At 36.4% G+C, this 14,141-nt stretch carries 11 protein-coding genes and 4 tRNA genes; 6 read left to right on the forward strand and 9 right to left on the reverse strand.

Going from position 1 to position 14,141, the window contains the following annotated elements; all coding sequences use genetic code 11:
- Positions 1 to 108 precede the first annotated feature (108 nt).
- Positions 109 to 690: a primosomal replication protein PriC gene (priC, locus tag EV694_RS02590; protein WP_132688826.1), complete on the reverse strand. Its 582-nt coding sequence runs from the start codon at positions 688 to 690 to the stop codon at positions 109 to 111.
- A gap of 480 nt (positions 691 to 1,170) precedes the next feature.
- On the opposite strand from priC, the gene EV694_RS02595 reads away from it, so the two are divergent.
- The 5 genes from EV694_RS02595 to EV694_RS02615 all read left to right on the forward strand — a co-directional run bounded on the left by EV694_RS02595 (position 1,171) and on the right by EV694_RS02615 (position 5,677).
- On the forward strand, positions 1,171 to 2,256 hold the full coding sequence (locus EV694_RS02595) for a porin (RefSeq protein ID WP_132688830.1): 1,086 nt from the start codon (positions 1,171 to 1,173) through the stop codon (positions 2,254 to 2,256).
- 216 nt (positions 2,257 to 2,472) lie between these two features.
- Positions 2,473 to 3,573, forward strand: a complete 1,101-nt coding sequence (locus EV694_RS02600) for a porin (RefSeq protein WP_132688833.1) — start codon at positions 2,473 to 2,475, stop codon at positions 3,571 to 3,573.
- Positions 3,574 to 3,708: 135 nt separating this feature from the next.
- The gene (gene mog / locus EV694_RS02605) at positions 3,709 to 4,287 is read left to right on the forward strand and encodes a molybdopterin adenylyltransferase (protein WP_132688836.1); all 579 of its coding nucleotides are present in this window, start codon (positions 3,709 to 3,711) and stop codon (positions 4,285 to 4,287) included.
- 2 nt (positions 4,288 to 4,289) lie between these two features.
- The gene (gene glnB / locus EV694_RS02610) at positions 4,290 to 4,628 is read left to right on the forward strand and encodes a nitrogen regulatory protein P-II (protein WP_132688839.1); all 339 of its coding nucleotides are present in this window, start codon (positions 4,290 to 4,292) and stop codon (positions 4,626 to 4,628) included.
- Entirely contained in the window at positions 4,625 to 5,677 is a 1,053-nt protein-coding gene (locus tag EV694_RS02615; RefSeq protein WP_132688842.1) for an AI-2E family transporter, read from the forward strand. The genes glnB and EV694_RS02615 overlap by 4 nt, the downstream gene beginning before the upstream one ends.
- 314 nt (positions 5,678 to 5,991) lie before the next feature.
- On the opposite strand, the gene EV694_RS02620 is transcribed toward EV694_RS02615, so the two are convergent.
- The 7 genes from EV694_RS02620 to nagB form a co-directional block, all read right to left on the reverse strand.
- A tRNA-Gln gene (locus EV694_RS02620) sits at positions 5,992 to 6,066 on the reverse strand.
- Positions 6,067 to 6,100: 34 nt separating this feature from the next.
- A tRNA-Gln gene (locus EV694_RS02625) sits at positions 6,101 to 6,175 on the reverse strand.
- A 28-nt stretch (positions 6,176 to 6,203) separates the two neighbouring features.
- Positions 6,204 to 6,288: transfer RNA gene (locus EV694_RS02630), tRNA-Leu, on the reverse strand.
- 2 nt (positions 6,289 to 6,290) lie between these two features.
- A tRNA-Met gene (locus EV694_RS02635) sits at positions 6,291 to 6,367 on the reverse strand.
- Positions 6,368 to 6,673: 306 nt separating this feature from the next.
- On the reverse strand, positions 6,674 to 7,897 hold the full coding sequence (locus EV694_RS02640; protein ID WP_132688845.1) for an ROK family transcriptional regulator: 1,224 nt from the start codon (positions 7,895 to 7,897) through the stop codon (positions 6,674 to 6,676).
- Positions 7,898 to 8,036: 139 nt separating this feature from the next.
- The gene (nagA, locus tag EV694_RS02645) at positions 8,037 to 9,176 is read right to left on the reverse strand and encodes an N-acetylglucosamine-6-phosphate deacetylase (RefSeq protein WP_132688848.1); all 1,140 of its coding nucleotides are present in this window, start codon (positions 9,174 to 9,176) and stop codon (positions 8,037 to 8,039) included.
- On the reverse strand, positions 9,173 to 9,988 hold the full coding sequence (gene nagB, locus EV694_RS02650; protein ID WP_132688851.1) for a glucosamine-6-phosphate deaminase: 816 nt from the start codon (positions 9,986 to 9,988) through the stop codon (positions 9,173 to 9,175). The genes nagA and nagB overlap by 4 nt, the downstream gene beginning before the upstream one ends.
- Before the next feature lie 233 nt (positions 9,989 to 10,221).
- Here nagB and nagE point away from each other — a divergent pair, with 233 nt between their 5' ends.
- Entirely contained in the window at positions 10,222 to 11,688 is a 1,467-nt protein-coding gene (nagE, locus tag EV694_RS02655; protein ID WP_132688854.1) for an N-acetylglucosamine-specific PTS transporter subunit IIBC, read from the forward strand.
- Between the two features lie 672 nt (positions 11,689 to 12,360).
- Here the strand turns inward: nagE and ybaL are convergent.
- Positions 12,361 to 14,082: a YbaL family putative K(+) efflux transporter gene (ybaL, locus tag EV694_RS02665; protein WP_132688858.1), complete on the reverse strand. Its 1,722-nt coding sequence runs from the start codon at positions 14,080 to 14,082 to the stop codon at positions 12,361 to 12,363.
- Positions 14,083 to 14,141 lie beyond the last annotated feature (59 nt).

A 14,141-nucleotide genomic window follows, 5' to 3' on the forward strand; every position in this document is an offset into this window, starting at 1 on the left:
AGCAGCATAATAAAAACGCATTATAGTTGTTTCAATTTAAAATAAGACAAGGCAGCACGCCGAAGATAGTAGAAAAAGTACAGCAAGGCGTGCCAACGCAGTATTATTTTAAAGTGGAACGACTGTATTTTGTTGATAAGCTAAATATTCCTCCAATAACTCTATCGCCTCTAAACAACGTTTTTTACGTTGTTGAGTAATATCAATTTGTTGTTGGTAATAATCTCTTTGTTGTTGCGACTGTGCATCATAAAGTAAAGACACTTGCCCATCAAGTTTCGTATTTAAGGCTTGCAAGGCTTCATAATACTTCTCTAATCGCTGTTTAGGCGGTAATTTATGAATGTCTTGTTTAGTTTGTGTGGTAGCAGAAATTGAGGGAGACAAGGAATTTTTTCTTGCGAAGTACAGGGGCTTATTTTGTAAAGCATTACTTAAAGCACGACATTGAGCGAATAATTTATCCGTTAAAAATGCCCCTTGTTGTACATCATTTTCTTGCAAACTTGCGAGTTGATCCAATGTCTGCTGAATTTCTTGTAAATATTGCGAGAGATTAGCAAAACTTTCCGTAAATAAAGTGCGGTCAAATTTGGCAAAAATTTTTTTATTAAGTTGATGTTGATATTGTTGATATAATTGCTCAATTTTCTGTGCAAGTTGTTCGACAAGTTGCTGTTTGTTGAACATAAATCATACTCTTTCTAAATAACTTGATGATTGTTATCAATTATAGCGAATTTTATAAACATCGCCTACTATAAAAAATAAGGGGTGAATATTGATAAAATTATATTTAAATTTGTGAGACAAATCACAAATTATGAAAATAAATGCCGTAAAGTAAAATGGCAAAGAAAAAAATAATCCATAAAGTAATAGATAATCTTTTTATATATAAAATTCAATAAGTTAAACGCTACTCTATAACAACTCACTCCAAATGAATATAAATATTTGTGAGGTTTATAACAACATAAAATATTGCCATAAAAAATAACATATTGTTTTAATTAGACATTTAAAAATGAAGTAAATATTCACTTTTTGACAAAATTTTGTATCTTTGCTACTTTCAATGCGAGCTAAATAAATTAATAAGTCAATTCATTAATTTATTGTGGTATAGCCTCGTAAAAGAAATGATTAACAAATAACGAAGGTGATTATATGAAAAAGACTCTTATTGCACTAGCGGTTACAGCATTGGTATCTACTACAGCAAACTCAACTGTGATTTATCAGCAAGATGGTACAAAAATTGATTTGGACGGTCGAGCCAGTTTTGAATTACGAAACGATAGCAATAACCGTACAGACCTAAGAGATGTAGGCTCTCGCGTACGTTTTCGTGCTTACCAAGATTTAGGCTATGATTTCACTGCCTTAGGTGCCATTGAATTACGTTTTTCTAATGATAATGGTGCGGCAAGCTCAATTGGAGGCAATCTACGTACCCACCGTTTATTTGCCGGATTTACCAATAAAAATATTGGTACATTAACTTTTGGACGTCAATTACATTTAGGTGATCATATTCCAAAAGCTAACTATACCTATGAATGGGGTGGTAACATTCTATTTGATGCACATAAAAAAGCCGCACATTTTATGTCAGTGCCATTTGGTGGAGTACGCGTAGCGGCTGATTATTATTTCGGTAACTCTATAAAAAATAATAACGCTTCTAGTGGTTCTAGCGGTTGGGATGAAGGTCAAGGTTATGGGGTAGGTTTATTCTATGACGGTAAATGGAATGACCTTGCTGTGCGTTTTGGTTCAGGCTATTCTGAAGTTACCCAATCCGCTGATGGTACAAAAACCACGCAATATGATTTAAAACGCGGAGGAGTTGGCTTTGATCTCCGTTATAAAATAGTGACGGTGGGCTTTGACTGGGCATTTGGTAAAGCCACTAAAGGCTATGACTCTAGCAATTTGGTTTTCCAAAAAATCGCAGGCTATAATACCTCTCTCAATAAAATCAATCGTTTCTTACTAGGCGCAAAAGTGAATGTAACAGAAAAAAATGCTGTTTATACACAATATTATTTTGCTGAAGGTAAAAAAGCAGATTCAAGTATTGAAAAATACAAAATGCGTGGTTGGATGATTGGTGCGGATCATCGCTTTAATCGCCATGTTGCTGTCTATGTTGAAGGTGGGCAAGGAAAAGTGAAACAAGGAGGTGAAACCATGAATGTTAATGGTAAAACAAATCATCGTGTGTTAATCGGTACAAGAATTCTATTCTAAACCGATAAGAATAAATCATACGATTAACGAACAAAAAACTGTGATCCAAGTCAACAATTTTAGATTGTTGGCTTTTTTTTGCTTTTTTTTATTGACAGGACTATGGCTTTTTGTAATTATTCTAACCCGTTGGCATTTCATTTATAAAAAAATGAAAAAGTTCAATGAAAAAACAAGAAACAATAAAAATTAATCAAATCTAAGAGGATTAATCTTATGAAAAAGACATTAGTTGCATTAGCTATCGCTGCCACCGCAGCCACTTCCGCCAACGCTGTAACTGTTTATGAAGCAGATGGCACAAAAGTAGAAGTTGGTGGTTCTGTTCGTTTATACTTAGGTCGTATTGGTGATGAACAACGTGGTGATTTAGTAAACGATGGTTCTCGTATCAATATCAAAGTAAACCAAGAATTAGGTAACGGTTTATCTGCATTTGGAGCTTATCAATTACGTTTTGCTCAAGGAGTTAATTCTACTAACAGAACGACTAATACTTTTGGTAACCCAAGCACCAAACGCCTTTATGCAGGTTTCGCTCACAAAGATGTGGGTTCATTAAGTTTTGGTCGTCAAGCAACCAATGCGGATGATGTATTACAAGACAGCGCTTACTTTAACAGTGGTTGGTTAAATCCATTAACGTTTGAAGGAAATAAAGTTGTTAAATTCCGTTCTGCAGAAGTTAATGGTTTAAGTTTTGGTTTAGATTATTTATTTGGTGATGCCGATAAAACATCTCAAGATACAGAATATAAACAAGGTTATGCTGCTAGCGTATTCTATGATTATGCTTTAGGTGATCATAATTTCAATTTTGCAGCTGTTTATGCTCAGGATAAATATGATTCAGGTCTTCTTAATGCTGAAAGTGCAACAGGTCGTAAATATACCTCTTGGGCAACTCACTTAGGTTATAATTTCGCTGGTTTTGATTTAGGTTTAAACTACGGTCAATATAGAAATAAATTTGAAAATGGTACAACTATTGGTGCATTTGATAGTAGTGAATTAACTGAAACTAGTAGAAAAGGGAACTATTTCCTTGTTGATGCAGGTTACCGTGTAATTGAACCATCTCGTGTTTATGTACAATGGGAACGTTTAGATGGTAAAAGTGACGTTACTGTTGCAAACGGAGTTGAAAAAGCAGCTATCGTAAACCGTTATGTTGCTGGTGTTGATTATCGCTTACATAAAAACGTCTTAACTTATGTTGAATATGCACAACAAAGAGAAAAAATTTCTGTACAAGGCGAAGCACACCAAACTAATGTAGACAACGTATTCGGTGTTGGTTTACGCGTGTACTTCTAATAATTAATTATTATTTAATCATGATAAAAGCCAACATAATGTTGGCTTTTTATTTATACCCTATTTTTCTTATTTATCCTCTCCCCTAAATAGTTTATACTTTTTAGCCATTAACAATCTAAAAAAGAGAAAAAAATGACCGCACTTTTAAAAATTGGTTTAGTGTCTGTTTCTGATCGAGCCTCACAAGGGATTTATCAGGATCAAGGTATTCCTGAATTAGAAACTTGGCTCGCTTCAGCCTTAACCACACCATTTGAAGTAGAAAAACGCTTAATTGCTGATGAACAACAGCAAATTGAACAAACATTATGTGAATTGGTAGATACTCATCATTGCCATTTAGTCTTAACCACAGGAGGAACAGGCCCCGCTAAACGAGATGTTACGCCAGATGCCACTTTAGCGATTGCCGATCGTGAAATGCCGGGATTTGGAGAACAAATGCGTCAAATTAGTTTACATTTTGTTCCTACTGCAATACTCTCACGCCAAGTGGGCGTTATCCGTAAGCAAAGCCTGATTTTAAACCTCCCCGGACAGCCTAAAGCCATAAAAGAAACCTTAGAGGGATTAAAAGATGAACAAGGCAATTCCCTTGTTAAAGGTATTTTTTCTGCCATTCCTTATTGTTTGCAATTATTAAGCGGTATTTACATTGAAACCGATCCTGCGGTAGTCACCGCTTTTAGACCAAAATCTGCGAGGAAATAAAGATGAAGAAAATTGAAGCCATTATTAAGCCTTTTAAACTTGATGATGTAAGAGAAGCCCTATCCGATATTGGTATTACAGGTATGACCGTTAGCGAAGTCAAAGGCTTTGGTAGACAAAAAGGACATACCGAGCTTTATCGTGGTGCGGAGTATATGATCGACTTTCTGCCCAAGGTTAAACTGGAAATCATTGTCGCCGATGATATTGTGGAACAATGTTTAGATGCCATTATTGATACGGCACAAACAGGTAAAATTGGCGATGGAAAAATTTTTATTTATGATGTGGAACGTGTTATCCGCATTCGCACTGGAGAACAAGACGAAGAAGCACTATGAAACAATCTAACTCTTTAATTCGAGCTTTTATTATTGCTGCCTGCTTAGTGATTATTCTCGCTGGGGTAAAATCTGCCGTACAAATCGTTGTTCCTTTCTTATTATCTTTATTTATAGCAATTATTTGTTCGCCATTAATTACCATGATGACAAATCGGAAAATTCCTCGTTGGCTAGCAATTAGCTTACTCTTTGTGCTTATATTATTAATTTTCTTCTTTTTAGTCGGACTGATTAATAGCACAATCAAGGAATTTACAAGCTCAATTCCACAATATCGTGCCTTACTCACACGCCGAGTTGATGAAATATCTGCCTTTGCCCAATCCATTAATTACCCCTTAAGCATTTCGCAAGAAGCCATTCTTGAAAATTTTGACCCTAGTGTGATTATGGACTTTGTCAGTAAAGTTTTACTCAGCTTTTCTGGTGCGGTAAGCAATGTGTTTATTCTTCTCTTAGTAGTAATTTTTATGCTGATTGAAGCCCCAACAGCTAAGCATAAAATGGCACTTGCCTTTAGCCAAGTTGATGGCGATGTCAATGAACATGAACGTAATATTGATCGTATTCTCAATGGCGTTATTCGTTATCTAGGGGTAAAAACCCTTATTAGTTTAGCGACAGGGGTTTGTGTCTGGATATTATTAGAAATATTAGGCGTGCAATATGCTGTATTATGGGCAACATTAAGTTTCTTGTTAAATTATATTCCTAATATTGGTTCAATTATTGCGGCAATTCCTATTGTGGTACAAGTATTATTACTCAATGGTTTTTCTACGGGTATTATTGTTGCTTCTGGTTTAGTGGGAATTAATATGGTGATCGGTAATGTGATTGAACCTCGCTTAATGGGAAAAACCTTAGGATTATCTACGCTTATCGTATTTTTATCTCTCCTATTCTGGGGCTGGCTATTGGGTTCAGTAGGTATGTTACTTTCTGTCCCTTTAACAATGGCATTAAAAATTGCATTAGAATCAAGCCCTCAAACCAAAAAATATGCAGCACTATTAGGGGAAATTGATGAAAATAAGCAAATATAGCGTGATGCTATAGTAGTAAACATCAAAAATATTAAATCATATTGATTACAAATAAAAAGGAAAAGACGAGAGAAAAATACGTTCTCTCGTTTTTTATTAATATAAATAAGAATTAACTTACTCATTTATTCTTATTAAGTCGTTTCAATTTAAAATAAGACGAGGAACACTAACGCTATATCATTTTGAAATGGGGCAATTATAACATTGTCCTATTCATTTCTTTTTACGAAAATTGCAATATTTTAGCTATGTGATAACATAAACACGACAAAAATAATATTTTCACTATTACTGATAAGATTTTTATAGTATGGCTGGGGTACTAGGATTCGAACCTAGGAATGCCGAGATCAAAACCCGGTGCCTTACCGCTTGGCGATACCCCAATAGGATAAGAATATAATTTATTTTGAGACAGTATGGCTGGGGTACTAGGATTCGAACCTAGGAATGCCGAGATCAAAACCCGGTGCCTTACCGCTTGGCGATACCCCACCTACTACTAAGACTGCAAGCTGATGAATGGTGCGGAACGAGGGACTTGAACCCACACACCTCTCGGCGCCAGAACCTAAATCTGGTGCGTCTACCAATTTCGCCAGTTCCGCAATGGTGGCTATGACGGGATTCGAACCTGTGACCCCAACATTATGAGTGTTGTGCTCTAACCAACTGAGCTACATAGCCATTTTATTTTCTGCGACACCTCATCGGCTTTGCGGGGCTAATTATGCTGATATTCCTACCTTTCGTCAACTGTTTTTTTATGGAAAATTCTTTTTTTTATCTGTTAGACTAGAGAATAAACAATTCATGCTGATTTTATAACTAACTACTTAAAATCTATATCTATATGAAATTTTATTTTCGCTATTCTATAGTCGTTTCAATTTAAAATAAAATACAAGATGGTACGCCGAATACAGCACAAAGAGTACAATGAGGCGTGCCAACGCTGTATTAACAATCATTCAGTAATCATAATTAGAAATACTATATATTAATTAAACGGCGCAATAAGCGTCCATCTAATAAGGCTTGTTTGATGATTGCAAAAGCGCCGATGACATCTTCATCAACAAGTTCGGAAGCCACTAAAGGAATATCTTTGACAAATTGTGGTAATGCGTGACTTTCTAGTGTTTTAATGATTGCAGGGAAAAGCACATTTTTAGCTTGGGTAATTTCCCCTGAGATCACAATTTTTTCTGGATTAAACATATTGACACTCATTGCCAACACACGCCCAATTTGAACACCTACATGCTCAATCAAATCAGTGGCAATACTATCCTGCTTGTTACTTGCTTTACAAATGGTTTCAATATCATGACTTTCTAGGGACAACCATTTACTTTGGTAACCATCTTCTAAAAGCTGTTGCATTTTGCTTTCAATGGCGGTGTTACTCACCACCGTTTCTAAACAACCCACATTGCCACATAAACAACGCCGTCCTAAGGGATCTACTTGGATATGACCAATTTCTCCCACATTATTTTTATGCCCTGAAAAAATTTCGTGATTGATCACAATACCTGCACCTACGCCACGATGAATGCGTAATAATAAAGAATCATCACTGTCTTTTGTGGCACCAAAATAATGCTCAGCTAAGGCTAAGCTACGCACATCATGACCAATAAAAACAGGGAGATTAAAATGCTGCTCTAATTGGGAAGCCAATGCCCAAGGTTGCGCAAGTTCCATATAGGAAAGAGAATGAATAATCTGATGACGACTATCAACAAGCCCATTCACTGTTACCCCAATGGCAATACATTCTGCGGATTTTTTGGCGTGATTTTTCCAAAATATGTCGGTTTGTGCTAATAAAAATTGTTCAAGCTGTTCAATATCCTCAAAGTGCGGTAGATTTATTAACTGTTTTTTTAATAACTTAGCCCCAAGATCCATCATAGCGAGTGTGCAACTCTGTTGGTTTAACTGAATCAATAATGTATAGAAAAGCGTTGTTTCCGCAATAATTGAGGTTGCTCGGCGACCGCCTGTGGATTGCTGTTGTTCCACTTCTTTAATCAGCCCTCTTGCTAGTAGCTGACGAATAATTTTTGTTACACTTGCGGGGGCTAATTGACTTATTTCTGAAATTTGAATACGAGAAATAGGGCCTTGTTGATCAATTAAGCTATAAACCGTTGCACTATTCATTTGCTTAACCAAATCAACATTGGCTATTTGGTGATTTTCTTTCATTAATTTTCCCTAAAACATTCCACAATGCGGACTATTTTAAAATGAAACCCTCGCAATTCCTATACTTTAAACACAAAATTCTGATCAATAAAAAAGGGAAGCCCTCTCTCTTCCCTTATCTATTTATTTATAGTTTCTGTTAATGTGTTTGCCAATCCCCATTAACTGCTGTACCTATAATTTCAAATTTATGATTAAATACCGTCAAATTTGCAAATTTTCCTGCTTCAATAAGCCCTAAACGATCGTCCACACCAATGGCTTTAGCCGGATAATAATTACACATTCTTAAGGTTTCATCTAATGGCACACCAACGTTTTCTACCATATTTTTAACCGATTCAATCATCGTTACTGAAGAACCGCCTAATGTACCGTTATCGTCATAACATTTCCCATTACGCACATGGACAGTTTTCCCCTCAAAAATAAAGGAATCAATATTCGCCCCGGCCGCCGCTGTTGCGTCTGTTACTAAGCATAATTTATCCCCTTTTATCTTCTTAGCAATACGCACATTGCCATAATCAACGTGCAGTCCGTCCACAATAATACCAGCATAAATATCCGAATCTAAGACAGCACCCACCACGCCCATAGCACGTCCTGAACTGATCGGCGACATAGCATTATGTAAATGTGTTGCAAAACTTGCCCCTTTCGCAATAGCCTGTTGAGCCACCTCATAGCTTGCATTAGAATGGCCTAATGACACAATAATCCCTGCCTTGATAAAGTCTTCAATATAATTTGCTGTAGGATTTTCTGCGGCTAAGGTAATTTTGGTAATCACATCACCATTCTCACAAAGAAATTCTTTCATCTCTGGCGAAATCGCACGAATATATTCCTCTCGATGCACCCCTTTCTTTTCAACGCTCAAATAAGGGCCTTCTAAATGCAAACCTAATGCTTGATTTTCATACTTAGTTAAATATTCTCGCATAATTCGCACCGCACTTTTTATCCCTTCATCTGGAGCGGTAATAAATGTAGGCAAATAACTGGTTGTGCCAGAACGCAAATTCGTTTGCTGCATAATCTCTAAGGTTTTGACAGAAATATCATCATTAAACATTACGCCACCACAACCGTTTAATTGTAAATCAATAAACCCTGCGGTGATATTGTTCCCTTGCAAATCTATACGTTGCACATCTGCGGATAACTCAGCTTCAGGGAGCACAGCTTGAATAACCTTATGATCAACAACCACCGCATAACCATAAAGCACCTCTTTTCCGGTATAAATTACCCCATTAACAAATGCGTACATTATTTTTCTCCTTCTAACACCGAATGAATGGCTCGAGCTTCTAATTCTGTAAAATATTTCACTGTTTTAAGTTTTAACTCTTGCATCGCTGACTCATCTGCCACAAAAATCGCATGACGATGTAATTGTAAGGCACTGATTGTCCATAAATGATTAATACAACCCTCTACTCCAGCTTGTAACGCCAAAGCTTTATTATGTCCCGTAACCAATAACATCACTTCTTGAGCATCTAATAAAGTTCCCACGCCCACTGTCAACGCATACTTAGGGACTTTACTCACATCATTATCAAAAAAACGTGAATTGGCAATCAAAGTATCTTGCGTAAGGGTTTTAATTCTGGTGCGTGAACTTAATGACGAACCCGGCTCATTAAAAGCAATATGACCATCAACGCCCACACCGCCCATAAATAAATGAATTTTGCCATAGGATTTAATTTTTTCTTCATAACGGCGACATTCTGCATCATGATCCGCTGTATTACCATCTAATATATTGACGTTCTCCGCTTGAATATCAATATGATTAAAAAAGTTATTCCACATAAAAGAATGGTAACTCTCAGGATGTTCCTTCGGCAATCCCACATATTCGTCCATATTAAAGGTAACGACATATTTAAAACTTACCTCGCCTTTCTGATACAACGCAATGAGTTCTTTGTAAGTTTGTAATGGCGTACCACCTGTAGGTAAACCTAAAACAAAGGGCTTTTCTTCACTCGGTGCAAATTGATTAATACGATCGACAATATAACGAGCCGCCCATTTGCTGACTTGCTCCGCATTTTGTAGTGGAATCAGACGCATAATTTTTTCCTCCATAAATTAAATGTCATTTTTTAAAATTAAACTTCAACAAAATCATTATAAATAAAATTTTACTCCATTAACAATAAAATATTGTTATTTGCTGAATAAAAGTGATGTATATCACAAAACACACAGAAGATATTTGCCAACAAAGAAGTTAAATGATTATAATCGGATTGAAATTGGAGTTTAATTTCATAATTTATAAAAAATATCACAAGGAGCAATTTATGCGTATTCTCACTTATTTACAACGCATAGGTACCGCACTTATGGTACCTGTTGCAGCATTGCCGGCAGCGGCAATACTTATGGGTATAGGTTACTGGATCGATCCAGAGGGTTGGGGAGCCAAGAGCCAAGTTGCCGCATTATTAATTCAATCTGGTGCTGCGATCATTGACAATATGGCATTACTCTTTGCTGTGGGTGTTGCTTTTGGTATGTCAAAAGATAAACATGGCTCCGCAGCCCTTTCAGGGTTAGTCGGCTGGCTTGTGGTGACTACCCTATTATCGCCAAATGTTATTGCACAGCTTGAAGCCATTCCAATGGATCAAGTCCCAGCGGCATTCGGCAAAGTCAAAAATCAATTTGTTGGTATTCTTATCGGGGTAATCTCGGCAGAAATTTATAACCGTTTCTATCAAGTAGAATTACCAAAAGCCCTATCATTCTTTAATGGTAAACGACTTGTGCCTATCATTGTATCAGTGGTGATGATTTTTGTTTCATTTGTATTAATCTACGTTTGGCCGGTAATTTTCAACGCATTAGTCAGCTTCGGTGAATCTATTACGGGATTAGGCGCAGTGGGTGCAGGAATTTATGGTTTCCTCAATCGCTTACTCATTCCAGTGGGATTACATCACGCCCTTAACTCTGTATTCTGGTTTGATGTTGCAGGAATCAATGATATTCCAAACTTCCTTGGTGGAGCAAAATCCTTAGCGGAAGGCACAGCGGTACTCGGTAAAACTGGTATGTACCAAGCAGGTTTCTTCCCAATTATGATGTTTGGTTTACCTGCCGCAGCACTTGCCATTTACCACAGTGCAAAACCAGCGAAAAAAGCGGCTATTGGTTCCATTATGTTAGCAGCGGCAGTATCTTCTTTCTTTACTGGCGTTACTGAGCCACTTGAATTTGCCTTTATGTTTGTTGCCCCTGTACTCTATGTCATTCACGCTTTACTCACAGGGATCTCATTATTTATCGCCGCAACAATGCAATGGATCGCTGGCTTTGGTTTCAGTGCAGGGTTAGTAGACTTGGTACTTTCCGCCCAAAACCCACTTGCAACCAAATGGTATATGCTATTAGTACAAGGTTTAGTGTTTGCTGTTATTTATTACTTTATCTTCCGTTTCTGCATCAAAGCCTTTAATCTCAAAACCCCAGGCAGAGAGGAGGAAGAAGAAAATACCACCCAAAACACCTCTACGGCACAACCAACCTCTCGTGAACAACGTGTACAAGAAATCGTTGTGGCATTAGGCGGTAAACAAAATCTAAAAACCGTAGATGCTTGTATCACACGCTTACGCTTGACCTTAGTTGATCGTAATAAAGTGGACGAAAATTACCTCCGTCAATTAGGCTCAAAAGGTAATGTAAAAATTGGTGATGATGGGTTACAGGTTATCTTAGGTGCAGAAGCTGAATTAATTTCAGATCGCATTAAACAAATCTTATAACCCTTTACCCAATAAACAACGCGGTGGATAAAATTATTTTAAAATCCACCGCGCTTTAATTAATAAGAAAGTATAAAAAGAGTAATGAACAAAATAGTTGCTAATCTGCCCATTATGCTTTCAAGAGTTCACTAAATAAACTTTCTAACCGATTTATTGTTTTTTCAATATTTAATTCCGCATACTTTTCAAAGGTAAATAAATCACTTTTTCTATCAGGGTATCCATTAACACTAACACACTAAAATTTCGCTCAAAGAAAGTGATATCCATAATAATATTTAAATGTATTAATAGAGGAAGTTTTAAAGCCGTTTTAGGAGCTTTATCAATATATCTTTGAATTGTTTTAACAGAACATTGATATTTAATGGCAAGCTCTTTATACGTCTGTTTTCCTTGAGAATAATGAAACCAAATTTCTGTGGGATTTAATTTGTTTTGAAAGGTAAAGGTCTTATTACAATGATTACATTTATAGCGTTAAATAGTATTTTCTTTCCATGTTTGTGGATTGAGTTATTTTAACAATATGGGCAATTTTTTATTTATTTTCAAAAAAATAGATTAAGCACCATTTTACATTAAACCCTATAAAAACATCATCATATTAACCTCAAAAAATAACCCCATTTATAAAATGAATAAATGGGGTTATTGTTTATGATAATCTTATTTTACCAAAATCGGTTGTTCTTCCACTTCTGGTTCAATCTTACATTCTCCCATGACAAGGCAAGATTCAAACATACTGCGTGCAATTTCTCTTGGCCCATGGATAACAACATCAGAGCCATTTTCAAGTAAGGCTTCTTTTTCATCGCTATAAGTAGCATAAGAAATTGTCTTGACTTGCGGATATTGCTCTTTTAAATGTTTAATAATATCGGCATTTTCATAAGCATTTGGTGTAGCAAAAATCACAAGTCTTGCCTCTTGTATTGCTGCTAAATCTAGTACACTAAAATCTTTATCTTTTACTGTACCTAATACCGCATTAACGCCCTCTTCATGTAATTGCTCTACACGAGCACGAGAAGACTCAATAACCGCAAAATTAAGATCATTATTTTTCATTTTATCAACAATAATGCTACCAATTCGCCCAGCCCCTACAAGCACAATATGATCTTGCAATACCAAAGGAGATTGATGGAAATCTTCCTCGATCTCTTCTTTTTCTGGTACGGTCATTAGGTTTTCTTGCTCTTCTGTTTTGCTCATATATTTTTCTAAATAGCTAAATAATACAGGGTTAAGCAAAATAGAGATAATTGAACCTGCAAGCACTAAATTACGCGCTTGTTCATCCAGTAAATTCAGGGACACCGCTAAACCTGCAAGAATAAAGGCAAACTCACCAATTTGTGCCAAGCTAATAGATACGGTTAAAGCAGTACGTTTTGGTTTTCTTAATAAACGTACTAATAAATAAGCCGCGATGGATTTACCAAACACGATAATCACAACGGTCATTAATACCGAAATAGGCGATTGAATAAGAATGCTCGGATTAAATAACATCCCTACAGAAACAAAGAAAAGCACCGCAAAAGCATCACGCAATGGTAATGTATCATTGGCTGCCCGATGGCTCAGTTCAGATTCATTTAAAATCATACCCGCAAAAAATGCCCCTAAGGCAAAAGACACATCAAATAAATGCACCGAACCATAAGCAATACCTAGGGCAATCGCTAAAACAGATAAGGTAAACAACTCTCTTGAACCTGTGGCTGCACTACGCGCAATTAACCAAGGAATAACACGTTTACCAATAATTAACATTACTGCTATAAAAGCAATCACTTTACCAATGGTAATACTAAAATCCATTAGCATATCGCCAAAATTGGCATTTTCTTGTTGTAAAACATCAGCCACCGCTGGCAATAATACCAATGCCAATACCATCGCTAAGTCTTCCACAATTAACCAACCGATAGCAATTTTTCCACGCAATGTTTCAATTAGCTGACGCTCTTCTAACGCTCTTAATAACACAACGGTACTTGCTGTGGATAAACAAAGGCCAAAGACAAGCCCACTAATGGTACTCCAGCCTAAAAATACGGAAAAAATCCAACCAAAAACAATGGCGGTGAAAATTTGTAATAATGCACCAGGAATCGCTACTGCTTTAACAGATAAAAGATCTTTTAAAGAAAAATGTAATCCTACCCCAAACATCAGAAGCATAACGCCTAGCTCTGAAAGTTCATGAGCAATATGTAAATCCCCTTCAAACCCCGGGGTAAACGGCCCAATTAAAATCCCTGCAAGTAAATACCCCACCAATGGAGAAAATTTAAAACGATTAGCAATCATACCTAACAGATAAGCAACAGCAAATCCGATAGCAATCATACTAATCAGCGGTGTAGATGTGTGCATAATAACTCCTCTCAAACAAAAAACCATAGAATAATGAATGATTTAGCTGGAAAGGTCAA

The sequence above is a fragment of the Volucribacter psittacicida genome, assembly GCF_004339025.1.
GTDB classification, from domain to species: Bacteria; Pseudomonadota; Gammaproteobacteria; order Enterobacterales; family Pasteurellaceae; genus Volucribacter; species Volucribacter psittacicida.